Raw genomic sequence first — 22,876 nt, forward strand, 5'->3', positions numbered from 1 at the left:
TCAGTACAACACGTCTGGGAGCCATGTGATGAGTTGTGGGAAGGCGAAGAGGATTGCGATGCCGATCAATTGCAGGATGACGAAGGGGACGGCGCCGCGATAGATGGAGCCGGTGGTGACATGGGCGGGGGCGACGCCGCGCAGATAGAACAGGGCAAAGCCGAAGGGCGGTGTGAGGAAGCTGGTTTGCAGGTTGACCCCCACCATGACCCCGAGCCAGATCGGATCGACATCGAGCGCCAGCAGCACCGGGGCGGTGATGGGAATGACGATGAAGATGATCTCGAAGGTGTCCAGGATAAAGCCCAGCAGGAACATGATCAGCATGACGATGATCATGGCGCCCATGGCCCCGCCGGGCATAGAGGAGAGGAATTCATGCACCAGGTTGTCGCCCCCCATCATGCGGAAGACGATGGAGAAGACGGCGGCACCAAACAGGATGATGAAAACCATCGAGGTGATGGTGGCGGTGGAAATAACGGCCTGACGCAGGATGGAAAGGTCGATGCGGCGGCGGATCAGGGCCAGCAGCATGGCACCGACCGAGCCGACCGAGGCGGCTTCGGTGGGGGTGGCAATGCCGCCCAGAATGGAGCCGAGCACGGCCACAATGAGCAGCAATGGCGGCACCAGGGCAACGGCGACCTCGCGGGCCAGGTGCTGTTTTTCGTCCTCCGGCACCGGGGTGGCCGGCGCCGATTTGGGGTCGGTAATGGCCTTGAAGATCACATAGATGGCATAGATGCCCACGAGCAGCAGGCCGGGCAGGATGGCGCCGGCAAACAGCGCCCCGACCGAAACCGGTTCGGGGGCAAAATTGCCCTTTTCCATCTGCACCTGGGCATTGATGCCCGAAAGCATGTCGCCCATGAAGATGAGCACGGTCGAGGGCGGAATGATCTGCCCCAGAGTGCCCGAGGCGCAGATGACGCCGGTAGCCAATTTGGGATCATAACCGGCACGCAGCATGGCGGGTAGGGAAATCAGGCCCATGGTGACCACGGTGGCGCCGACCACGCCGGTCGAGGCAGCCAGAAGCGCCCCCACCACGATGACCGAGAGGGCCAGCCCCCCGCGCAGATTGCCGAACAGCTTGCCCATGGTGAGCAGCAATTGCTCGGCAATGCCGGAGCGCTCGAGAATGACGCCCATGAAGATAAAGAGCGGCACCGCCACCAGCACTTCATTGGTCATCAGCCCGATATAGCGCCCGGCCAGCGAGCCGTAATTGGAGGGGTCATAGACACCCAGCCACCAGCCGATCAGCCCGAAGATCAGGGCCGTGCCAGCCAGCGAAAAGGCCACCGGAAAGCCCAGCATGAGCACGCCGATGACGCCAAAGAACATGACGGCCGAGAGCACCTCGCCCAGAAGTACGGGATCCATCAGGCAATCTCTCCGGCGGGATGGTCGTTGTCGTCGGGGTTTTCGTAGCGCAGATGGCCGGGCAGCAACTCTTCCTGGCCGGCCAGCACCAGAATGGCGCGGGCGGCCATGGCCAGGCCCTGCAGGCCCACCAGCACCGCAAAGACCAGGATGAAGCTTTTAAGGATGAACAGGCCCGGCATGCCGCCAATATTGGCCGAGCCCTCCTGGTAGCTCCAGGAGCGGGCGACCGCGGTATAGCCATAGGTCCAGACCACATAGACAAAGGGCAGCAGAAAGGCGAAGACGCCGATCAGGTCGGCAATGGCCTTCCAGCGCACCGAGGCAGGACGGTAGAACACATCCACCCGCACATGGTCATTGCGCATCAGGGCAAAGCCGGCCACCCCGGTAAACATCGCCCCGCCCAGCCAGACATAAAGATCCTGCATCCAGAGCGTGGACGTATTGAACACATAGCGCTGCACCACAACCGTGAAGCACACCAAAACACAGCCCAAGGCCAGCCACGACAAAACCTGACCAACGAGCCAATTGATCGAGCTGATCAGACGCGTGAACGCGACCAATATCTGCATTCTTAACCTCCCGGCCCGTTTTCCAACGACGGACCCGGAAGCGATTAAGACGTGGTCTGGTGCGATTTCAACGCTCAGGGCGCAAGCAAGACCGACAAAGCGAACCGCACCCCGTAGAACTGGGTAGCGCCGCCCGGAACAAAAAAATTCGCGAAACCGGGATTAAACCGCGCGGCGCGGTGTTTGTCCCTATGAGACCGCTTTCCGGTCCGCAAACAGGAGAGACAATACCATGCATTTCCGTTCGCTTCTCGCTGGCGCAGCCGCCATCGCCCTGCTCGCCACCCCCGCTTTCGCCGCCGAATATCTCGACGGCAATGTCATGTCGACCGATATCGGGGGCAAAATGGTGCTGACCGATTTCAACGGCATGACTCTCTACATCTTCGACAAGGACGAGCCCGGCGTGTCCAACTGCTATGATAGCTGCGCCGACAACTGGCCACCGCTATTCGCCGATGATACGGCCATGGCCGAAGGCGACTTCTCGATCGTCGAGCGCACCGACGGCACCAAGATGTGGGCCTATAAGGACATGCCGCTCTATTACTGGGTGAAAGACGAAAAGCCGGGCGACATCACCGGTGACGGCGTCGGCGGCGTCTGGCATCTTGCCATTGAGTAGTAAGGATCGTTCCAAGGGGAGAAATGGTCCGATGGACCGTTTTTCAATCCGAACGCCCCGCGAGGTCTGCTCGAGGGGCCTGTAGCGAGCATATGGCGTGGTCGATTTTCTTGATGAGCTCGAAGCCAATGTACCGGCCCTGCGCCGTTACGCGCGCGCGCTCACCCGCAATATCGACCGCGCCGACGATCTGGTTCAGGACTGCCTGGAGCGCGCCATTTCCCGCCGGGGCCTGTTTCGCTCCGGTGGACCTTTGCGCCCCTGGCTCTTCACCATCCTCGTCAATCTGCACCGCAATGCGCGGCGCAGCGAGCAGCGCCGAGGCGAAACGCTGGACCTCGATTCCGTGCCTGATCTGGGTATGCCCGCCCCCCAATATGGCCACCTGGCCCTGACTGAGCTCGCGCGCGCCATCGACAAGCTGCCCCTTGAACAAAAGGAGACCCTGCTTCTGGTGACCCTTGAAGGCATGGCCTATGGCGAGGCCGCCGGCATTCTCGATATTCCCCTGGGCACGCTGATGAGCCGGCTGGGCCGGGCCCGCGCCAGCCTCAGGCAATTGACAGGCATGGCCCAGGAGCCGCATCTGAGGACCGTCAAATGAGCGAAATCGGCCGCGACACATTGATGGCCTTTGCCGACGGGCAATTGGACGAGAAGGCCAGCGCCGAAGTTGAAGCCTGGCTCCTGGCCAATCCTGACGCCGCCAATGACCTGGCCCAGATGCAGCGCCAGAATGATGCTATTCAGGCGCTCTTCGGCCCCGCAGCCAGTGAGCCTGTGCCACCCCGCCTCGATCCGCATCGCCTCGCCCTGGCGCAGTCGCGCCGCCGCTGGCAGGGTCTGGCGCGCGCTGCCATGGTGGTTGGCGTGCTCGGCATCGGCGTAACCGCTGGCTGGCTCCTGCGCCCCATCACCGACAATCCGGCTCTCTACAATCGGCTGATTGCCGACGCCGTCAGCGCCCACACGGTATTTGTCGCTGAAAACCGCCACGCCGTGGAGGTCGGCAGCGACGAGACCGACCATCTGTCGAGCTGGCTCTCCAACCGCCTCGGCACGGGTCTCGCCATGCCCGATCTGGCCACGGCCGGTTTCAGCTTTCTCGGTGGCCGCCTCCTGCCCGCGCCCGCCATTCCCGGCGGCCGCGCCGCCCAACTCATGTATGAGGATGCGGCCGGCGAGCGCGTGACGCTCTATATCACGCCCAAATCGGGCATTGATGGCCCCGCGCTCGAACTGGTCCAATTGGGCGATGACAATGCCCTCTATTGGGCCAACGCCATCATCACCTGCACCATTGTCGGCCCGCAACCGGCCGACGACTTGCAGGCGCTGGCCAATTCCGTCTTCGCGCAACTGACCCCATCCGCCGCCCCGGCGCCGATCTATCGCGAGCTCTGATCGGACCGAGGCGCCATCGTTACAGCGGGTGACACCCTCCCTTGCCCCCTCCACAAGCGGGATGGAGAGATGAATACTGGCGCCACAACCTGCGCCTCCCTCCCCGCGATGGGGAGGGACCGAGGGTGGGGTGACTGGCCCTCAGCGCGAGAGCCGAAACTCCCGGGAGGGGCTCCTCTATCCTCGCTTCGGCGCATTCTTGGGCGGAATATCGTTCGAATAAATATTGTGTGGCCCGACATTGAGAATGTCGCGTTCGCCGCACAGCGCCATGGTCGTGTCGAGCTCCTTGCGCATGATCTCGAGCACGCGTGTCACGCCCGCCTCACCCCCGGCCCCCAGCCCATAAAGCATGGGCCGGCCGATAAAGGTCGATTTGGCCCCATAGGCCAGCGCCTTGATCACGTCCTGGCCCGACCGAATGCCGCTATCGAGATAGACTTCGGTCTTGTGGCCCACCCTGTCGACGATTTCGGGCAGCACGCGAATGGTCGAGGGCGCCCCGTCCAATTGCCGTCCGCCGTGATTGGAGACCACAATGGCATCGGCGCCATTGTCGATTGCGGCCTGCGCATCATCGGCGTCGAGCACGCCCTTGACGATCACCGGACCGCCAAAGCGCTCCTTGATCCATCTGACGTCGCCCCAGTTGAGCGTCGGATCAAACTGGCTGGCTGTCCAGGCCGAGAGCGAAGCCAGGTCATGGTCGCCACCCACATGGCCCACAATATTGCGGAACGTGTGCCGCTTGGTCCCCAGCATGCGCAGGCACCAGAGCGGATGCTGCATCATCTGCCAGATCGAATAGGGCGTGAATTTGGGCGGCGTGGAAAGCCCGTTCTTGATGTCCTTGTGCCGCTGCCCGAGGATCTGCAAATCCATGGTCAACACCAGCGCCGAGCACTTGGCTGCCTTGGCGCGGTCGATCAGCCGGTTGATGAAGTCCCGGTCGCGCATCACATAGAGCTGGAACCAGAACGGCGCCGTGGTGTTCTCGGCAATATCCTCGATCGAGCACACGCTCATGGTCGACAGCGAAAACGGAATGCCGAATTTTTCGGCCGCCTTGGCGGCCTTGATCTCCCCATCGGCCACCTGCATGCCGCCGGTCGCGGCCGGAGCGATGGCCACCGGCATGGCGATTTCCTGGCCCAGCATTTTGACCTTGAGATTGCGCCCCTCAAGGTTCACCGCCACCTTCTGGTTGAGCTTGATTTTCTGAAAGTCGCTCTCGTTTTCCCGATAGGTGCCCTCCGTATAAGAGCCGCTATCGGCATATTCGAAGAACATTTTCGGGACGCGCCGATGCGCCAACCGCTTCATTTCATCAACGGTAAGGACCTTGTCGAGGACGGTCATAGCGCATCTAGCTCCGGCTGTTTGCGCCTGCCCTAGCAACTAACATGTTAGCAGTCAATGTAACCGGCTATTCCTTCCTCTCCCCATCACCAGCGTCGAAAAGACGACAATGAACCCGAAAATCACCATGCCACCGGCCAGCACATGGGCCCGGTCCCATTCGAGCCTTTCGACAAAATCGTAAAGCGCCACCGAGAGCACCTTGGTCTGTCCCGGAATATTGCCCCCGATCATCAATACGACGCCGAACTCGCCCATTGTATGGGCAAAGGCCATGATCGCACCGACGAGGTAACCGGGCCGTGCCAGCGGCAGGGCGACTCGCCAGAAGCGTTGACCGCGTGAGGCCCCCAGCGTATCGGCCACCTCGATGACCTCCGGCTCAATGGCGGCAAAGGCATTGCGCAAGGGTTGCACCATGAAGGGCAGCGAGGCAATCACCCCGCCTATGACCAGCCCCGCAAAGGAAAAGGCCAGCGTACGCGCGCCCCAAAACCCCGCAATCCACCCGCCCGGCCCATTGGGTCCCAGCGCCAGCAGCAGATAAAAGCCCAGAACCGTGGGCGGCAATACCAGCGGCAATGTCGCCAGGGCCCCCACCACCTCGCGGCCATGCCCCGCGCCCCGCGCCAGCCACCAGGCAATTGGCGTGGCGATCACGACAAGGATGGCCGTGACGCAGAGCGCCAGCACCAGGGTGAGGAAGATGGGCGAAACCAGGGGGATGAGGTCCAAATCGAATGCCTCCACGGCGATATGCCATCCCACCCGCGGCGCCTCCCATCAAGGGGCGGCGGCCTGGATCGGAATGCTCATATTCATCACTACCGTCCCCCTTGAGGGGAGGGAAGCGAGATAGGTCTTGGCTTCGCCACACCTGTCCAATCCAATGGATGTAAGGCACCCCCTCATCGGCGGCCATTGCGCTGTCACGGCACCGAATAACCCGCCGCCTCGATCACCGCCACCGCTTCCGCGCTGCGCAGAAACGCGAGAAAGGCCAGGGCCGCCGGATTATCCTGCCCCTCGTTCAGCAGCACCGCCCCCTGCTCGATCGGCGCGTGCAGGTCGTCCGGCACCAGCCATATGTCGGTCCTGCCGATGACCTGGCTGGCCGCGACAAAACCGAGCGCCGCATTGCCACTTTCGACAAATTGCAGCGCCTGGGAAATGGTCGCGCCCACCACCAGTCTGGGTTCTATTTTGTCATAGAACCCCAGCGCCTCGAGCGTTTCCACCGCCGCCGCACCATAGGGCGCTGCCTCAGGATCTGCGATGGCGAGCTTGTCGAAACCGCCCCCAAGCACAGCCTCGCCATTGCTCGCATCGCGCCCCGGCGCATAAAGCGCCAATTGCCCCTTTGCATAGACGAACTCTGTGCCCGCCACGGCCAACCCTTCGGCAATCGCGCGGTCCGGCCGCGCCGTGTCTGCTGCCAGAAACAGGTCAAACGGGGCCGCCTGGGCGATCTGTGCATAGAGCTGGCCGGTGGCTCCGAAGCTGAGCACCACCTGGTGCTCACCCATCGTCTCGAACCGGGCTTTGAGTTCTTCTGCAACCGCCGTGAAATTGGAGGCCACCGCCACATGCGCGGTTTCGGCAAAACTGGGCATGGCCGTCCCCACCAGCAGCAGGATGGGTAGCAATCGTCTTGGATGTTTCATCATTCTGGCGTGCGGCCCTCACCTGCATCCGCTATGGCGCTGATCAAGTATCCCCGCAGATTGTCAGGCGGTCGCCCGTCGCGCGACCATGAGTCAGGCCCCAGCGATGCAATTCGCCAAGCAGGGGCAGCAGGTCTTCGCCCAGAGGGGTCAGGCGATAGTCCACGCGCGCCGGCACCTGTGCCCGCACATTCCGGCAGACCACCCCGTGCTCTTCCAGGTCCCGCAATTGCTGAATCAGCACCTTTTGCGAAATACCCTCGATCTCGCGTTCCAGCTCCGACAGCCTCAGTGATCCTGCCTTGAGATGGCAGACAATATGCCCTTTCCAGCGACCGCCAATGATCTGTAGCGTGCGCTCCAGAGGCAGGCTCGAAAGTCGGTTCATTTCTGCTCCCCACCCACCATTTGGTCGGTATCTCACCGAAAAGTCGGTAGAGCCCATCTGCATGGAGTCACTACCAGATCACTGCACAATATGTGGAGTGACGACATGAATGCCAATATTATTGATGGTTTCGGCGGCCCTGAAGTTCTGACCTGGCGCCAGATGCCCACACCCACGCCTCAGCCGGGTGAGGTCCTGGTCAGGGTGGCAGCGGCCGGCGTCAATCTGGGCGACACCATCATGCGCGCTGGGCGCGCCGCTATTCCGCTCGCTTTGCCACTCGTGCTCGGCTCGGAAGCAGCGGGCACGATCGAGGACATGGGAGAAGGCGTATCGGGCTTCAGGCTTGGCGATCGGGTACTGGCTGCCCCCTTCGCTGTCGGGCGGCTGGGTGGCGGTTATGCCAGCCACATCTGTTTGCCGGCTGAGGCGGTCTTTCCCCTTCCTCAGACAATTGCTTTCGATATGGCCGTTGCGCTGGGCATCGCCGGCATTGCCGCACTCGATCTTTCGCGCCTCTTGCCGCTCGATGGACGCACCATACTCATTCACGCCGCCGCTGGCGGGGTCGGCAATCTGCTGGTGCAGCTTGGGCTGGCCGCTGGCGCTCAGGTCATCGCCACCGTTGGCAATCCGGCCAAAGCCACGGCAGTCGAACGGCTGGGCGCTACCCATGTCCTCTCGACCCGGTCCGATTGGTGCCTTGAGGTCATGGCACTCACGCAGGATCGCGGACCGGATGTCATTTTCGACGCCGTCGGCGGCAACATCAGCGCCAAAAGCCTGGAGGTCCTGGCGGCCGGCGGTTCCTTTGTCGCCTATGGCGGGTCCAGTGGCGCCTATGCCGCACTGCCGGAACCGTTCATGCCCGGCTTCGTCATGAAGTCGCAGAGCCTTTTGGGATATTCCATGATGCCCATACTTTCTGGGCCGAATGCTCGCGCCAAAATCGCAGAGCGCCTGACTACACTCTACCAGACGGTGGACGACGGCGCGCTTGCCCCATTGATTGGACACCGCCTGCCCATCGAAATGGCAGCACAGGCACATGAACTGATCGAAAGCCGCAACTCACTGGGCAAGATCGTCTTGCAGGCTTAGCCCCTGAGCGCGCTCGCTTCCTTCGCCAGCGCCTCGATCCGTGCGAAATCGCCAGAGGCCAGCGCATCGGCCGGCATGATCCAGGAACCGCCCACACAGATGACATTGGGCAGGCTGAGATAGGTCTTGGCCTTGGCTGGATCGATGCCGCCGGTGGGGCAGAAGGTGATGTCGGGCAGCGGCGAAGCGAAAGCCTTGAGAACCGGCGCCCCGCCCAGCGCTTCGGCCGGGAAGAACTTAAGGAAGCTATAGCCCCGCTCCGCGGCCGCCATGGCTTCGGTCGGCGTGCCGATGCCCGGCAAAAGCGGAATGGCGACGTCTTCGGCAGCATCGAGCAGGCGCGGCGAAGCTCCAGGCGAGACCATGAAGCGGCAGCCGGCATCGACCGAGCTCTTCATATGCGCACCATTGCGCACCGTGCCCGAGCCGACAATCGCGCCACTGACCTTGGCCATTTCTTCCATCACCTTGAGCGCATTGGGCGTGCGCAGCGTCACCTCGAGCACCGGCAGTCCACCGGCCACCAGCGCCTCAGCCAGCGGCCTGGCCTGGGCGACATCGTCGAGAATGATGACGGGCACCACCGGCGCGAGCGATAGGATGGAGCGAATGGCGTTGGCGTCCTGCGGCATGGCGATCATCTCTTGGCTGACAAGGGGCTTGCCCTGAGCGTTAGGCGGAGTGCGAAAATCCTGCAAGCCCTTCATTGAACTCGGCCGAGAAAATACCTAGGTTCCGCCACGGCGCGCCAAGGTGTGCTTTTGTCTGTCGGGCTTTCGCGGCACAGCCTTGCCGAAATCCCGAAACAGGGTCGGGGAGAGCAAAATGGTGCAGACGATCAACGCGGTGACCCCGCTCACCGAGGCCCGCGCCATTCTGGCCGACAGCTTCGATCTCAAATTCTCCAAATCTGTCGAGCGCGCCACCGACAAGATTTTCGACCGCGTCAAGGACAAGATCCCGGAGATCGAGTGGCCCTTCTACGCGCCGCTGATCTTCCAGATCAACCGGCTCAAAAAGGAGAAGGACGCGGTCATTCTGGCCCATAATTACCAGACGCCGCAGATCTATCACGGCGTCGCCGATGTTGTGGGCGACAGCCTGCAACTGGCCGTTGAGGCCACCAAGGTCACCCAGTCGGTCATCGTCCAATGCGGTGTGCATTTCATGGCCGAGACCTCAAAGCTGCTCAATCCGGACAAGACTGTGTTGATCCCCGACAGCCGGGCCGGCTGCTCGCTCTCCGAAAGCATCACCGCCGAAGACGTTCTGGCCATGCGCGAGCAATATCCCGGCGCCCCCGTCGTCACCTATGTGAACACCTCCGCCGCCGTGAAGGCCGTGACCGATGTGTGCTGCACCTCCTCCAATGCGCTCGATATCGTCACCAAGGTCGAGGGCGACACCGTCATTATGATCCCCGACCAATATCTGGCGGCCAACACCGCGAAGAAAACCAAAAAGAAGATCATCACCTGGGCCGGCGCCTGCGAGGTGCATGAAACCTTCACCGCCGAGGACATTTCCGAGCTCCGCCACGCCTATCCCACGGCCAAGATCATCGCCCATCCCGAATGCCCGCCCGAGGTCATCGACGCGGTCGATTTTGCCGGCTCCACTGCCGCCATGATCGATTGGGTCAAAACCACCAAGCCGCCGCGCGTCGTCATGGTCACCGAATGCTCCATGTCCGACAATGTCGCCTCCGAAACCACCGGCATCGATTTCCTGCGCGGCTGCAATATCTGCCCGCATATGAAGCGCATCAATCTAGAAAACGTGCTCTGGTCACTGCACACCATGACCGAAGAGGTGACGATCCCCGAAGAGATCATCGCCCCGGCCCGCCTCGCTGTCGAACGCATGATCGAGCTGTCGCGCAAGGGGGACTAAAGCCTCGGCTCCTGCGTCACCCTCCCCTTGAGGGGCTTGGAGCCGTGCCGAAGGGCAAATCTCTCCTGTGGAGAGATTTGAGGCGAGAAGACCAAGACAGCTAAGCTGGCTTGACGGGGGCGGTAGCGACGCGCGGCCCGAAGGGGCCGTAGCAAAGCTACGGGTGGGGGTGTCGCGCCCTGGTTTACCCCGGCCGCTTCGCAATCAGATCGATCTCCACCAGCGCCCCTACGGCCAGCGCCGTCACCCCGATCGTGGTGCGCGCCGGCAATTTTCCGGCCTCAAAAAAGCTCGGCCAGAGCGCATTGAGCGCCGCATAATCGCGTTCGAACTGGGTGAGATAAATCCGGGCCATGGTCACATGCTCGAGCCCCAGCGCGATCCCACCGAGCACGATCTGCAAATTCTCCATCACCCGGCGCGTCTGTGCTTCGATCCCGTCCGGCAGCGGCGCATCGGGTGCTGCCGGGTCGGTCGGCATTTGCCCCGTCACGAAAACGAAGCCATCCGTTTCCACCGCGTGGCTGAACGGCGCAACCGGCCGAGGCCCGGACGAAATCATGTGATAGAGCATTTCACTCATGGGCAGGTCACCTCAAAGCAGCTTTTCACCAAACCAGCCCTTTGCCGCAGCCTCTGTCAACCGCCCGTGAAATGACTTGCCGCAGCTGACCGAAGGGGCCAGACTTGCCCACCATGGAAGTCCTGCTCCGCCTGGTTTTTACTGGCCTGCTGCTGGTTGTGGCGCCCACACTGCCCAGCCTGGCCCAGTCTGACGCGTACAGCGCTGAGCAGAATGCTCGGCTCGACACCCTTTTCGCGCAGCTCTCCGCATCCACCGAAGCGCAATCGGCCAACGCCATAGCCAATGACATCTGGCGCCTCTGGGTCCAACCCGACGATCCGGCAATCGCCGCCCGGATAGCCGAAATCATGTCGGCGGGCGGCCTGGCCGGCCCGGCCAGTCAGATCCCTCTCATCGACGCCTTGATTGCCGATTATCCCGACTACGCCGAAGGGTGGAACATGCGCGCCACCGCTCATTTCCTCAATGGCGCCTATGATAAGTCCCTCGCCGATATCGTTGAGACGCTCAAGCGTGAGCCGCGCCATTTCGGCGCCCTGGCCGGCCGGGCGCTGATCTATCAGACCCAGGGGAAACGCGAAGAGGCCCTTGAAGCCATCCGCCAGGCGCTCGATATCCATCCCTTCCTGCCCGAGCGCGCATTATTCCCCGAATTGGGCGCGCCACCCATTCGCAGCTGACCACCAACAGGACAAGCACCATTATGAGCGATGGCGAATACACCATCCACCACGAACAGGGCCCCACGCGCGGCCGCTATTTCATTCGCCTGGCGCCCGGCGCCGAAGCGGAGATGACCTATAGCAAGACCGGCAACGGCCCCATGATCATCGACCACACCGGTGTGCCGCCCGAATTCGAAGGCCGCGGCATTGCCCTCAAACTGGTCAAGGCCTCCATTGCCGATGCCCGCGAGCAGGGCTTCAAGATCACCCCGGTCTGCCCCTATGTGGTGGTGCAGTTCCGCCGTCACCCCGAATGGACCGACCTGCTCGCCTAGTAGCCGTAGCGATACTTGTCCGCCGTCTCGGCCAGGATCGGCTCCAGCGCGTCCCAGCTGACGCGCGCGGTCGGCGCGCCATAGGCATAGGCCGAGATTTCATAGGGCTGGAACTGCACCACCAGCCCATAGGGGTCCGACAGGTTCCAGCGCGTGGGGTCGGTCACCACCTCGGTCAGATCGCCCAGACTATCGGGCCAGAGCGCATCGCCATGCTCTGCCTCGGCCGCCGCCGTTACCAGCGCCGCGAGCTTTTTCTGCCAGCCCTTGCCCGCAAAAATGTCCTCGGCCCTGAGCCAGCGCCCTTCCTCCTTGAGAAAATGCTGGTAGGAAATGGTGTAATTGCCGTGCGCCGCGCCATGGCCATACCAATATGTATTGACCGCCAGCGACAGGCGGTTGCCGGCGATTTCATCGAGCGTGATCGTATTGGTCGAGTCGCTTGATGCGTCCTCTTGCATGGTCTCGGGGCCGCCCTGCTCCCCAAACCCGGCGGCAATCACCTCGCCCTCGGCCCGCACCAGATCGTTGAAGGCATGCATATAGCCCTCATCGCCATCGATCTGCACCAGCGCCAGTTCATGCTGCGCCACCGGCCAGTTGGACTCCGGATTATCCGCCTCATAGGGGTCCGGCAGAGCCGCATAATGCGCGCTGGGATAGACGCGCATACCGTCCATCATCCGGCTGGTTTCCAGCACCCGGCTGCGGCTGTCAAACAGGTCGTTAAGGCAGAACAATCCGCGCTCGTCGTAGTCGCCCGACACCATGGGTTCGGCATCGCGCGTACAGGCCCGCTGCGCATAATCGAGCCATTCGCGCTGATCACCGCGCAATTCATCCAGCGCCGTCTCCGACAGGCCGCCAATGGCCGTCGCATAGGTCCGGGCCAGCCGTTCATCGGCCGCCGACAAATCCGCATTGTCGCAAATGGCATGCTCAAATGGCGTTGCCGCCTTGGCACAATCGAAGCTGGCGCCAAGCGCCGCTTGCGGCAAAAACCCCGTCAGCAGCAGGCAAAGCAAAACGGCTGGGCGGCTCATGGGTGATCTCCTCTGCATGTCGGGGGCGAAAGATAGCCCCTCCGACCGCATCCGTCACCTCGGGGAACATCCGCCTCAGCCGCGTGCGCTCCGTCCGCTCATCATCAGGTCACTATCGAAAATCACCACCATATTGCGGCCTCGGCCCTTGGCCATATAGAGCGCGGTATCGGCCATGTCGGCGGCCACATCCAGGCTGTCGCCCGCCTCGGCCACACAGGCCCCCACGCTCACCGTCACCGCAATCGTGCCGGCCGCCTCGGCGTCGACCGGATTGTCGTCAATACCAGCCATAATCGCATAAGCCAGTTGGCGCAGCCGCTCCGGGCCGCATTCGGGCGCCAATACGATAAATTCGTCACCGCCCCAGCGCGCGCAACTATCCTTGCCGCCAATGGCCCTGCTGATCCGTTGCGCCACCGCGAGCACCACCGCATCGCCGGCCGCATGGCCATATTGGTCATTGATGCTCTTGAACCGGTCGATATCGATCAGCAACAGGCCGTAGGCGCCCCGGTTCTGAGCGTCCGTGTGCGCCGCCAGAAAACCGCGGCGATTGAGAATACCCGTCTGGCCGTCCTTGAAGGCTAATTGCTCCAATTCCTGGGTCCGCTCGCGCACCCGGGTTTCGAGCAACCTTGTATGGTCGTCCACCGCCGCCGCCATTTCCGTGAAACTGGCGGCCAGCCGGCCGATTTCATCCTGCCGCCCCGCCCCCATGCTGAGCGCCGGGCCATAATCGCCACCCTGGGCACTACGCACTACATTTTCCAGCCGCGATACTCGGTCGAGCACGGCGCGTTTGAATACGACCATGGCCAGCATGGTCACCAACACCATGACCGCGACCAGCAACAGCCCAACGGGCAGGAACAGCCGACGATCGATAATGGCATCGAGGTCCATCAGCGTCACATTGTACCAGCCCAGCTTGTCCAGATAGCCCACCCCGACCAACGCCTGCTTGCCACCGATCGTGACGAAAGCGGACTGGGCCAGCGCATCGCCGCGCGTAACGCTGTCCATCAGGGATTGCAGCGTTTGACGGTCGGCCTCGCTGTCCACCAGCGAATAGACGGTGCGTTTGGCGCGCATCTCGCTCGACAGGCTCGCCAGATTGACCAGGCTCTCGTCCCGATGCGCCTGCACCTGACCCTGGCGGTCCACGAACATCGAGGTCACGCCGCGCTGCGGAATATTGACCACTTCCTGGATGAAGGCGCTGAGATCTATCCCGGTGCCCAATATCCCCAGCACCTGCCGGCCCTCGCGGATGACACAGTTCATCCACACCTTGGTCACGCGCAGATTGGCGTCATTGTCGACATTGAGATGGCACCCTTCGCCCAGGGCACGGGTGGCGAAATACCATTTGTCCCGCGCATTATCCGCCGACACCGCATAGCGCAGCTGGTCGCCCGCATAGGCATTGGCATCGTCGTTGAAATAGTAATTGCCCGAGCCGTCGATGACGAAGAAATAGGAATGGTCGGCAAAGCTCTGCCGGAAGTGCTCGAGCTCAGCTATCCCGCGCCGCTGGAGCACCGGGTCGTCCTCATCGCGCGCCCAGTCGCGGATTGCCTGGCTGCCGGCAAGCGTTTCGGCCAGCGAAACCTCGCGCAGCAGCGCCCCCAGGCCGCGATGGCGGTCATAGAGCACCTGCTTTTCGGCAAACAGCGTGCCGAGCTGGATCACGGTGGAATTGACCACCCAGTTGAAGGCAAAAAACGCCGGCACTGCCACCACGGCAAAGCCGAGCAGCACGAAAATCAACACTCTGAGCGAGAGTGTATCGGCAATGCGGCGCCCAAGCCTATGGATGCTCGCCCTCATTCGGCACATAACACAACGGCACCGAATGTGCCTGCAAACGCCTCAAGAAGCTGTTAACGCTTTGGCAAGACTGGGCGTTATTGCAGAAATTTCTGGATCGCCATCAATTCGTCCTGCCGCAATTCATGCCCGCCCTCATGCCAGGCGAGCTGGCTGTCCGCACCATTGGCCGAAAAGTAGTCGGCAAGGGCCTGGGTGGCCACGGCCGGGGCAATCGGGTCGCGCCGCCCAGCGGTGATCAGCACCTCCCGCCCGGTAAAATCGGCCGCGGGCGGGGCGAACGGGATCAGCGGATGCATCAGGATGGTCACATCGAACAGGTCCGGCGCTGCAAACTGCACCGAGGCCAGGATATTGGCGCCATTGGAATAGCCCAGCCCAATAACCCGGGAGGCCTCGCCGGCCACATCGCGCACAAATTCGGTCATCGCGGCCGTCCGGACCGCCAGGTCCGCCATGTCATAGACGCCCTCACCGGTGCGCTTGAAATAGCGCAGGGCGCCGTGCTCGCTCACGTCTCCGCGCGGTGCCACCCGCCGCGCACCGGGCAGCAATTGCCCGGCCAGGTCGAAGAACTGGTTTTCGTCCCCGCCCGTGCCGTGAAACAGAAAGATCACCGGGGCGGCAGGGTCACCGGCAGGATCGGCGCGATACTGATAAGCGGACATGGCTGAACTCCTTTACCGCCGATATTGACGCTTTCACGCCTGGCGGCAATGCCGCGTCCGGACCACGCAGTGTTGACCGATCCGGAACAATCGCCTGTGCGGCGCCGATTGCAAGGCCGCCCACACCGGCTATGATGAGCCATGTTTTTGTCCGTCTTCGACGTCTTCAAGATCGGCATTGGCCCGTCCAGTTCCCACACCATGGGCCCGATGACGGCCGCGCGCCGCTTTCTCGACGACCTTTCTGCCGGCACCTGGCCCCGCGCCGCCAGCGCCCGGCCCGCCGCCATTACCGCGAGCCTGCATGGCTCGCTGGCCTTTACCGGAATCGGCCATGGCAGCGACCGCGCCGTCATTCTGGGCCTGGCCGGCCAGGACCCGCAAACCGTCGATCCCGATGCCATGGATGCAATTATAGCGACCGTCCGCGAGACAGGCCGCGTCTCCCCGCCCGGCCATCCGGCCTATCGCTTCCGTCCGGCGGTCGATCTCATCCTCGACAAGACAACACCCCTGCCCGGTCATCCTAATGGGCTGCAATTTCATGCCTATGACAGCGATGGCCAATTGCTGTTGCGGCGCGTCTATTATTCCATCGGCGGCGGCTTCGTTGTCACCGCCGAGGAACTTGAAGCCATGCGCCATGCCTCACCCGCCGATGCCGATGTGCCCTGGCCCTTTGCCGATGCGCGCGAAATGCTCGACATGGCCCATCGCTCCGGCCTCTCCATTGCCGGCATGAAGCGCGCCAATGAGGAAGCCCGGCTCGCTCCTGCCCAGCTCAACCGCCAGCTCGACAACATCTGGCAGGTCATGTCGGACTGTATAGACCGCGGACTAGACCAGCGCGGCGAATTGCCCGGCGGCCTCAAGGTCAAACGCCGCGCCGCCGCCATCCACGACAAGCTCAGGCAGAAGTGGCAGCGCAACGAGGCCGATCCGCTCATGGCCAATGACTGGCTTTCGGTTTTCGCCATGGCCGTCAACGAGGAAAACGCCGCTGGCGGCCGGGTCGTCACCGCCCCCACCAATGGCGCCGCCGGTGTCATTCCCGCAGTGCTGCGCTATGCCCTGCAATTCAATGCCGGCACCGGCGATCACGCCATCCGCGATTTCCTGCTCACCGCCGCGGCCATTGGCGGCATCATCAAGCATCGCGCCTCGATCTCGGGCGCCGAGGTCGGCTGCCAGGGCGAAGTCGGTTCGGCCTCCGCCATGGCCGCCGCTGGGCTCTGTGCGATTCTGGGCGGCACGCCCGAGCAGGTCGAAAACGCGGCCGAAATTGCTCTTGAACACCATCTGGGCATGACCTGCGATCCGGTCGGGGGGCTCGTGCAGATTCCCTGCATCGAGCGCAATGCCTTTGGCGCCGTCAAGGCCGTCACCGCTGCCTCGCTGGCTCTCAAAGGCGATGGCACCCATGCCGTGCCGCTCGACGCCTGCGTCGAAACCATGCGTCAGACCGGCCAGGACATGAACGAAAAATACAAGGAAACCAGCCTTGGCGGCCTTGCGGTCAATGTCGTGGCCTGCTGAGGCGGACACCCGGCTGTATACATTTGCCTGAAAGGGCGATTGCCTTCTCTCGCGCGACTTGCCATCACTGATGGCAAACAGGACTCGAGGAGGAACCGCCATGGCCCTTGCCAAACCACCCTATCACGCCGACGTAGTCGGCTCGTTTCTGCGGCCCGACAGCATCAAGAAGGCCCGCAAGGCCCGTTTCGAGGACAAGAGCCTCAGCGCCGAGGAACTCAAGGCCATCGAGGACGAGGCCATCCGCGATGTCATCAAGATGCAGGAAGATTCTGGCCTCAAGGCCGTGACCGATGGCGAATTCCGCCGCGCCTGGTGGCATTTCGACTTCATGGGCATGCTCAACGGCCTCGATATCATTGAGCGCGAGGGTGGCGGCATCCAGTTCCACGGCGTCCACACCAAGCAGGACGTACCGGTCATTACCGGCAAGCTCAGCTTTCCCGCCGACCACCCTATGCTCGAGCATTACAAGTTCGTCGCCGCCAATACCAAGGTGACCCCGAAGATTTCCATCCCCGGCCCCAGCGCCATTCACTTCCGCATCGCCGACGACGACATCGCCGTCAATGAATACAAGCATGATGCCGAAGCCTATTTCGAGGCCATCACCGCCACCTACAAGGACGCCGTGAAGGCCTTCTACGCTGCCGGCTGCCGCTACCTGCAGATGGACGACATCTTCTTTGCCTATCTCTGCGACCCGAAAATCCGCGCTGAGCGCAAGGCCAGAGGCGAGGACCCCGATTGGCTGATCGGGCGCTATGCCAAAATGATGCATGATGCCATTGCCGACCGCCCCGATGACATGCTGATCGGCATGCATATGTGCCGCGGCAATTTCAAATCCACCTGGGTGGCCGAAGGCGCCTATGACCCGGCGGCCGACGCCATCTTTAACCAGACCGATGTCGATATCTATTTCATGGAATATGACACCGACCGCGCTGGCGGGCTCGAGCCACTCCGCCTGTTGCCCAAGGGCACCAAGCGCGTGCTCCCGGGCTTCATCACCACCAAGACCCCTGGGCTCGAAGACCTCGATGAGTTGAAGCGCAAATTCGATGCGGCCAGCAAATATGCCGATATCGACCAGCTCGGCATCGCCCCGCAATGCGGCTTCGCCTCGACCGAAGAGGGCAATGACCTCACCATGGACGACCAGCGCCGCAAGCTCGACCTCGTGGTCAAGACCGCCGAAGCCATCTGGGGCGGGGTTTAGTCGCCGGAAACAGAAAGGCCCGTGTCCTGGCGACGCGGGCCATACCGGCCTGAGGCCGCTCAGCCCTCCAAAAAGGAAAACCCCAGCAACTCGGCTGAGTTACTGGGGTTCTTTGGTTGCGGGAGCAGGATTTGAACCTGCGACCTTCAGGTTATGAGCCTGACGAGCTACCGGGCTGCTCCATCCCGCGTCAAACACGGCGCCGTCGGCGCGGTGTGAGCGCTATATAGGGGGTGAGGCCGCAGACCTCAACCCCCTCCGAGCCAATCCGTGACGGTTTTTTGACGCCGGCCGCTTTTCGCCCGCATTGCTGGCCCCCGCCCTGTGGAAAAGCCCATCCATCGTTAAATGACGCTCATCATCTTCCATACCAAAGCAAGCTGGTCTAGGGTCCGGCGCTCGCCCGAACCTCTTGCTGCAAATGGACTTTTCTTCATGCAATTCAAATCCCTTGGCCGCACCGACATCACGGTCACCGATATTTGCCTGGGCACCATGACCTGGGGCAGCCAGAACACCGAGGCAGAAGGCCATGCCCAGATCGCCATGGCGCGCGATGCCGGCATCAATTTCATGGATACCGCCGAACTCTACGCCGTGCCGGGCAGCCCCGAAACCAGCGGCCGCACCGAAGAGATCATCGGCAATTGGTTTGCCGCCAATGGCGACCGCGAAAAATGGATCCTGGCCAGCAAGATCGGCGGTGGCGGCTCCAGCTTCCTGCGTGGCGGGCGCCGGGCTGACGGCGCGTCCATCCGCGAAGCGCTTGAGGCCAGCCTCAAACGCCTCAAGACCGATTATATCGACCTCTACCAGATCCACTGGGCCAGCCGGGGCCATTATCACTTCGAAAATTACTGGCGCTATGCGCCCCATCGCCAGGACACGGCCGACGTCCTGGCCAACCTCACCGACATGCTCCAAACCCTGGGTGATCTGGTCCGCGAGGGCAAGATCCGCCATGTCGGCGTCTCCAACGAAACCACCTGGGGCATCGCCAAATGGCTGCGTATCGCCGAGGAGAACGGCCTGCCGCGCCTGGTTTCGGTGCAGAACGAATACAATCTCCTCCGCCGCCTCTTCGATCATGACCTAGCCGAATTGAGCCATCACGAAGATGTCGGCCTCCTGGCCTATTCGCCCCTGGCCGGCGGCATGCTGAGCGGCAAATATTTCAATGGCGCCACCCCCAAGGGCAGCCGCAAGGACTATCAGAAGGGCTTCTGGCGCTTGAACGAACATTCCGACGCCGCCACCCATGCCTATCACGAGGTCGCTGCCCGCCACGGGCTCGATCCGGTGCAGATGGCCATTGCCTTCTGCCGCACCCGCCCCTTCATGACCTCGACCATTATCGGCGCCACCAGCACCGACCAATTGGCTCAGGTTCTGGGGGCTATTGACCTCACGCTCTCGCCCGAAGTGCTGGCCGATATCGACGCGACCTATCGCCGTTTCCCGCGCCCGATCTGAACGGAAAAGCGGACCGGCCTGTCCGGTCCGCTTTCGCCTCTGGCCAAGCCCTCCGGCCGCGCTATAGTCGGACCAGTTGTTCGGCCGGAGCGCTTCCCTTGACCACGCTTTTCACCTCGGTTTTCCCGCTTCTGGCCTATCTCGCCTACAATATCGTGGTGCCGCTGATCGAGCGCGCCCGCCCCTCCCTTTCTGTCATCATGAACATGCAGCGCCGCCGCTGGGTCGCCAATGCCACGCGGCGCGAAAGCCCGTTCGACGCCATTCTTTCGGGCAATATCATGGGCTCGGTGAGCTTTCTCGCCTCGACCTCGGTGCTGCTGGTGCTGGCGGTCTTTGCCGTTTTCGGCCAGCTCCCCACGCTTATGGAGGCCCTCGAATCCCTCTCGCTCGAACGCACCTATTCCGTGCTCGATGTGCAGATCCATCTCGGCGTCATGCTGGCCATGTTCGTGCTCGCCTTTTTCGCCTTCACCCTCTCGCTCCGGCAGTTCAACCATTTCTGCATCATGCTCGGCGCCCTCGAGCATGATCGCGACGCCACCGAGGAGGAAATCGACGCTATCGCCCAGATGAACGGGTTGGGCGCGCGCAATTTCAATTCCGGCATCCGCGCCTATTATTTCTCCGTCGCCACCGTCGCCTGGTTCGTTTCCGAATGGCTGGCCGTGGCCGCCTGTCTGGTGACGGTCCTCATCCTGGCGCATCGGGAATTTTTCTCCTCCGCCCATCGCACCGCCGCCTCCGCCGCCTTGATCGCCGCCCGCCTGCGCAAGCCGGCCTCATCTGCGACAAAACGTGACCGCAATGACGACGCCCGCGGAAATTTATGACGTTGACATTCAGGAATAGGCGGCGTTTATTCCGCCCCGTTGAGAACCTGATTGGCCCCCGCCATGCTTGTCTGCCAGTGCAATATGATCACCAGCAAGGAGATCGAGGACATCGTGCTCGACCTCCTCACGGCCGATCCCTGGCAGCTTGTGGTCCCCGCCAAGGTCTATGCCGAACTCAATCGCCGTGCGAAATGCTCGGGTTGTGTGCCGAATGTGGTGGACATTATCGTCCGCGTCACCGAAAAATATCATGCACAGCAAGCCCATCAGCCCGCCGAACTGGTCACGCTCCAGTCGGGGCTGGAAAAGCTCAAAAAGCAACGGAATGGAGTACGTCGTGAAAGGCGAAGCACAAGTCATCGAGCGGCTTAACGAGGCCCTTTTCCTCGAGCTCGGCGCGGTCAACCAATATTGGGTGCATTATCGGCTCCTCGACGATTGGGGCTATAAGCGCCTGGCCTCCAAGGAACGCGCCGAATCCATCGAGGAGATGCACCACGCCGATAAGCTCATCGAGCGCATCATCTTCCTCGAAGGCCATCCCAATCTGCAGCGCGTGGCGCCGCTTCGGATCGGCCAGACCATCAAGGAAGTGCTCGAGGCCGATCTGGCCGGCGAATATGACGCCCGCAAGGCCTATAAGGCCAGCCGCGAGCTCTGCGAAGAGCTGGGCGATTATGTCTCCAAGAACCTCTTCGAGGAACTTCTGGCCGATGAGGAAGGCCATATCGACTTCCTCGAAACCCAGCTCGAACTGCTCGACAAGATCGGGCCGGAAAAATACGGCCAGCTCAATTCCGCCCCGGCCGACGAAGCCGAGTAATTGCGGCATAGCCAGCCGAAGCGGCCATTCGCTCTCGGCTCGGACGCCGCAAGGCCGGCTAGAATTTTGCTGACAAATTCTGTCCAGCCGCCCAGACAATGTCCGGGCGGCTTTGTTTTGCCCATTCCATTGGAGATAGTCCGATGCAATTTCACACCGGCCGGCTCATTGACCATGTGCATTTGCGCGCCCGCAATGTCGCCGCCACCCGCCATTTTTACGAAAACGCCCTTGCCGTCCTGGGTATTCCCATCACCGCCCGCGGCGAAGGCTGGTTCCAGATCGACGAACTTTTCGTCGATGGCCTTGATGCGCGCGCCATCCCCAGCCATGTGCACCTGGCCTTCCAGGCCAGGGACCGCGAAATGGTCGATGCCTTCTACCAGGCGGCCCTGAAAGCGGGCGGCCGCGACAATGGCGCCCCCGGCGAGCGCCACTATCACCCCGGCTATTATGCCTGCTTCGTGCTCGATCCCGACGGCAACAATATCGAGGCGGTCTTCCACGGCCCCAATACCCGCTCCGCGCCGTCCATCGTCATCGAGCCGACGCCTTGAGGCGGCCAGGCTACCCATGAGGCTTCGGCTCCTGCCACCCTCCCCTTGTGGGGCTCCCTGGCATCCCGAAGGGCAAATCGGTCCGGTGGACCGATTTGAGCCACGAAGGCCATGAGCGCTGTGCGCGAATGGCTGGAAGCGAGATAGGACTTAGCCTAAGGCTAAGTCCGTTGAATCAAGCCGGGTGGGGGGTGTTGCCACGGCAGGCGTCATTCCAAGCAGAGCAGACCAAATCGCCCCTACCCCGTCGGCCACGGCACAATGGTCAGCTCCGGCCAGATTGCCTTGGCCCGCGCCGCCTTGCACTCATGCGTTTCCCGGTTCGGCAGGGCCGGATTGGGCGTCACGCGAAAGCCGAACATGTCATCGAGCCCGAATGGCGCATGGATGGAAATCCCACCATCCGGCTCCAGCCGCGCCGCCACCGCATGCGTCCTGGTCGCAAAATAAAGCATCATCTCGGCGCTGCGATTGAGAGGCGGATAGGCCATGCCGAACCGCTGAGGAAACCATAAATGCACCCGCGCCTGATTGCGCACTTCCACCGGAATCGGCGACCCTGCAAACTGGGCCGCCGCTCTCCGGATCGTCCGATCCTCCGCCGCATAGCTGAGGTCGCTGTCATCGAAATAGACCACATCGGCATCATTGATGCCCGTCAGCACCGGCCTGCCGGTCAGCACATTCCAGACCGTGTTATAGATCGCCCCCGAGGCCAGCAGCGGATCCGGCAGGTCCAGGGCATTCATGCCCTCGAGAATGGCCATCAGATGCGGTTGTGATCGAATGATCTGCACCAGCGCCCGCTCCTGCGCCTCTCGTCCCGCACCGGCATAACGAAGATGTGTCATGCGCAAGGCCCGTCCCGATTCGGCTCCACCTCAGGCAACGATGGCAA

Annotated in this window: 26 protein-coding genes and 1 tRNA gene; 14 read left to right on the forward strand and 13 right to left on the reverse strand. The window is 62.3% G+C overall.

Features of this window, described 5'->3' with window-relative positions; all coding sequences use genetic code 11:
* Both V8Z65_RS15485 and V8Z65_RS15490 read right to left on the reverse strand, forming a co-directional pair.
* Entirely contained in the window at positions 1-1,389 is a 1,389-nt protein-coding gene (locus tag V8Z65_RS15485) for a TRAP transporter large permease subunit (protein WP_338721044.1), read from the reverse strand.
* The gene (locus V8Z65_RS15490; protein ID WP_338721052.1) at positions 1,389-1,967 is read right to left on the reverse strand and encodes a TRAP transporter small permease subunit; all 579 of its coding nucleotides are present in this window, start codon (positions 1,965-1,967) and stop codon (positions 1,389-1,391) included. Before V8Z65_RS15490 ends, V8Z65_RS15485 begins: the two co-directional genes overlap by 1 nt.
* A 232-nt stretch (positions 1,968-2,199) precedes the next feature.
* Between V8Z65_RS15490 and V8Z65_RS15495 the strand changes: the two genes are divergently transcribed.
* The 3 genes from V8Z65_RS15495 to V8Z65_RS15505 all read left to right on the forward strand — a co-directional run bounded on the left by V8Z65_RS15495 (position 2,200) and on the right by V8Z65_RS15505 (position 3,996).
* A complete protein-coding gene (locus tag V8Z65_RS15495) occupies positions 2,200-2,592 on the forward strand; it encodes a hypothetical protein (RefSeq protein WP_338721053.1) in 393 nt (130 codons plus the stop codon).
* 97 nt (positions 2,593-2,689) lie between these two features.
* Positions 2,690-3,196 carry a sigma-70 family RNA polymerase sigma factor gene (locus V8Z65_RS15500; protein WP_338721054.1) on the forward strand — a complete coding sequence of 169 codons (507 nt, stop codon included), beginning with the start codon at positions 2,690-2,692 and terminating at the stop codon, positions 3,194-3,196.
* Positions 3,193-3,996, forward strand: coding sequence for an anti-sigma factor (locus tag V8Z65_RS15505; RefSeq protein WP_338721055.1), 804 nt, complete (start codon positions 3,193-3,195; stop codon positions 3,994-3,996). The genes V8Z65_RS15500 and V8Z65_RS15505 overlap by 4 nt, the downstream gene beginning before the upstream one ends.
* A gap of 177 nt (positions 3,997-4,173) precedes the next feature.
* Here V8Z65_RS15505 and V8Z65_RS15510 read toward each other — a convergent pair whose 3' ends face one another.
* From V8Z65_RS15510 to V8Z65_RS15525, 4 genes are all read right to left on the reverse strand, one after another.
* Complete coding sequence (locus V8Z65_RS15510; RefSeq protein WP_338721056.1) at positions 4,174-5,355, reverse strand: alpha-hydroxy acid oxidase; 1,182 nt, start codon at positions 5,353-5,355, stop codon at positions 4,174-4,176.
* A 54-nt stretch (positions 5,356-5,409) separates the two neighbouring features.
* Positions 5,410-6,090: a molybdate ABC transporter permease subunit gene (gene modB / locus V8Z65_RS15515; protein ID WP_338721057.1), complete on the reverse strand. Its 681-nt coding sequence runs from the start codon at positions 6,088-6,090 to the stop codon at positions 5,410-5,412.
* A 194-nt stretch (positions 6,091-6,284) separates the two neighbouring features.
* The gene (gene modA / locus V8Z65_RS15520; protein ID WP_338721058.1) at positions 6,285-7,001 is read right to left on the reverse strand and encodes a molybdate ABC transporter substrate-binding protein; all 717 of its coding nucleotides are present in this window, start codon (positions 6,999-7,001) and stop codon (positions 6,285-6,287) included.
* Positions 7,002-7,062: 61 nt separating this feature from the next.
* Complete coding sequence (locus tag V8Z65_RS15525) at positions 7,063-7,407, reverse strand: helix-turn-helix domain-containing protein (RefSeq protein WP_338721059.1); 345 nt, start codon at positions 7,405-7,407, stop codon at positions 7,063-7,065.
* Positions 7,408-7,512: 105 nt separating this feature from the next.
* Between V8Z65_RS15525 and V8Z65_RS15530 the strand changes: the two genes are divergently transcribed.
* Positions 7,513-8,508: a zinc-binding dehydrogenase gene (locus V8Z65_RS15530; protein WP_338721060.1), complete on the forward strand. Its 996-nt coding sequence runs from the start codon at positions 7,513-7,515 to the stop codon at positions 8,506-8,508.
* Here the strand turns inward: V8Z65_RS15530 and eda are convergent.
* Entirely contained in the window at positions 8,505-9,140 is a 636-nt protein-coding gene (gene eda, locus V8Z65_RS15535) for a bifunctional 4-hydroxy-2-oxoglutarate aldolase/2-dehydro-3-deoxy-phosphogluconate aldolase (RefSeq protein ID WP_338721061.1), read from the reverse strand. The two genes, V8Z65_RS15530 and eda, sit on opposite strands and share 4 nt — an antisense overlap.
* Positions 9,141-9,333: 193 nt before the next feature.
* On the opposite strand from eda, the gene nadA reads away from it, so the two are divergent.
* Positions 9,334-10,401 carry a quinolinate synthase NadA gene (gene nadA / locus V8Z65_RS15540; RefSeq protein ID WP_338721062.1) on the forward strand — a complete coding sequence of 356 codons (1,068 nt, stop codon included), beginning with the start codon at positions 9,334-9,336 and terminating at the stop codon, positions 10,399-10,401.
* A 184-nt stretch (positions 10,402-10,585) separates the two neighbouring features.
* On the opposite strand, the gene V8Z65_RS15545 is transcribed toward nadA, so the two are convergent.
* Entirely contained in the window at positions 10,586-10,975 is a 390-nt protein-coding gene (locus V8Z65_RS15545) for a RidA family protein (RefSeq protein WP_338724046.1), read from the reverse strand.
* Between the two features lie 122 nt (positions 10,976-11,097).
* Between V8Z65_RS15545 and V8Z65_RS15550 the strand changes: the two genes are divergently transcribed.
* Positions 11,098-11,667 carry a tetratricopeptide repeat protein gene (locus tag V8Z65_RS15550; protein WP_338724047.1) on the forward strand — a complete coding sequence of 190 codons (570 nt, stop codon included), beginning with the start codon at positions 11,098-11,100 and terminating at the stop codon, positions 11,665-11,667.
* 23 nt (positions 11,668-11,690) lie between these two features.
* The gene (locus V8Z65_RS15555; protein ID WP_338721063.1) at positions 11,691-11,987 is read left to right on the forward strand and encodes a GNAT family N-acetyltransferase; all 297 of its coding nucleotides are present in this window, start codon (positions 11,691-11,693) and stop codon (positions 11,985-11,987) included.
* Here the strand turns inward: V8Z65_RS15555 and V8Z65_RS15560 are convergent.
* From V8Z65_RS15560 to V8Z65_RS15570, 3 genes are all read right to left on the reverse strand, one after another.
* Positions 11,984-13,030, reverse strand: coding sequence for a DUF3298 domain-containing protein (locus tag V8Z65_RS15560; RefSeq protein WP_338721064.1), 1,047 nt, complete (start codon positions 13,028-13,030; stop codon positions 11,984-11,986). The two genes, V8Z65_RS15555 and V8Z65_RS15560, sit on opposite strands and share 4 nt — an antisense overlap.
* 75 nt (positions 13,031-13,105) lie before the next feature.
* On the reverse strand, positions 13,106-14,863 hold the full coding sequence (locus V8Z65_RS15565; protein WP_338721065.1) for a diguanylate cyclase: 1,758 nt from the start codon (positions 14,861-14,863) through the stop codon (positions 13,106-13,108).
* A 77-nt stretch (positions 14,864-14,940) separates the two neighbouring features.
* The gene (locus V8Z65_RS15570) at positions 14,941-15,531 is read right to left on the reverse strand and encodes an alpha/beta hydrolase (RefSeq protein WP_338721066.1); all 591 of its coding nucleotides are present in this window, start codon (positions 15,529-15,531) and stop codon (positions 14,941-14,943) included.
* Positions 15,532-15,672: 141 nt separating this feature from the next.
* On the opposite strand from V8Z65_RS15570, the gene V8Z65_RS15575 reads away from it, so the two are divergent.
* Positions 15,673-17,067 (forward strand): L-serine ammonia-lyase, encoded by a 1,395-nt coding sequence (locus V8Z65_RS15575; protein WP_338721067.1) that lies wholly within the window; start codon positions 15,673-15,675, stop codon positions 17,065-17,067.
* Between the two features lie 100 nt (positions 17,068-17,167).
* Positions 17,168-18,289 carry a 5-methyltetrahydropteroyltriglutamate--homocysteine S-methyltransferase gene (locus V8Z65_RS15580; protein WP_338721068.1) on the forward strand — a complete coding sequence of 374 codons (1,122 nt, stop codon included), beginning with the start codon at positions 17,168-17,170 and terminating at the stop codon, positions 18,287-18,289.
* 113 nt (positions 18,290-18,402) lie between these two features.
* Here V8Z65_RS15580 and V8Z65_RS15585 read toward each other — a convergent pair.
* Positions 18,403-18,479: transfer RNA gene (locus tag V8Z65_RS15585), tRNA-Met, on the reverse strand.
* 245 nt (positions 18,480-18,724) lie between these two features.
* Here V8Z65_RS15585 and V8Z65_RS15590 point away from each other — a divergent pair.
* The 5 genes from V8Z65_RS15590 to V8Z65_RS15610 all read left to right on the forward strand — a co-directional run bounded on the left by V8Z65_RS15590 (position 18,725) and on the right by V8Z65_RS15610 (position 21,978).
* The gene (locus tag V8Z65_RS15590) at positions 18,725-19,762 is read left to right on the forward strand and encodes an aldo/keto reductase (protein ID WP_338721069.1); all 1,038 of its coding nucleotides are present in this window, start codon (positions 18,725-18,727) and stop codon (positions 19,760-19,762) included.
* Positions 19,763-19,860: 98 nt separating this feature from the next.
* Positions 19,861-20,595, forward strand: coding sequence for a DUF599 domain-containing protein (locus V8Z65_RS15595; RefSeq protein WP_338721071.1), 735 nt, complete (start codon positions 19,861-19,863; stop codon positions 20,593-20,595).
* 63 nt (positions 20,596-20,658) lie between these two features.
* Positions 20,659-20,970 (forward strand): (2Fe-2S)-binding protein, encoded by a 312-nt coding sequence (locus V8Z65_RS15600; protein ID WP_338724048.1) that lies wholly within the window; start codon positions 20,659-20,661, stop codon positions 20,968-20,970.
* Positions 20,936-21,421, forward strand: a complete 486-nt coding sequence (gene bfr / locus V8Z65_RS15605; RefSeq protein WP_338721072.1) for a bacterioferritin — start codon at positions 20,936-20,938, stop codon at positions 21,419-21,421. Before V8Z65_RS15600 ends, bfr begins: the two co-directional genes overlap by 35 nt.
* A 143-nt stretch (positions 21,422-21,564) precedes the next feature.
* Positions 21,565-21,978 (forward strand): VOC family protein, encoded by a 414-nt coding sequence (locus V8Z65_RS15610; protein ID WP_338721073.1) that lies wholly within the window; start codon positions 21,565-21,567, stop codon positions 21,976-21,978.
* A gap of 239 nt (positions 21,979-22,217) precedes the next feature.
* Here the strand turns inward: V8Z65_RS15610 and V8Z65_RS15615 are convergent, their stop codons facing one another.
* Entirely contained in the window at positions 22,218-22,829 is a 612-nt protein-coding gene (locus tag V8Z65_RS15615; protein ID WP_338721074.1) for a nucleotidyltransferase family protein, read from the reverse strand.
* Positions 22,830-22,876 lie beyond the last annotated feature (47 nt).

Source organism: Devosia sp. XK-2, assembly GCF_037113415.1.
Taxonomy (GTDB): domain Bacteria; phylum Pseudomonadota; class Alphaproteobacteria; order Rhizobiales; family Devosiaceae; genus Devosia.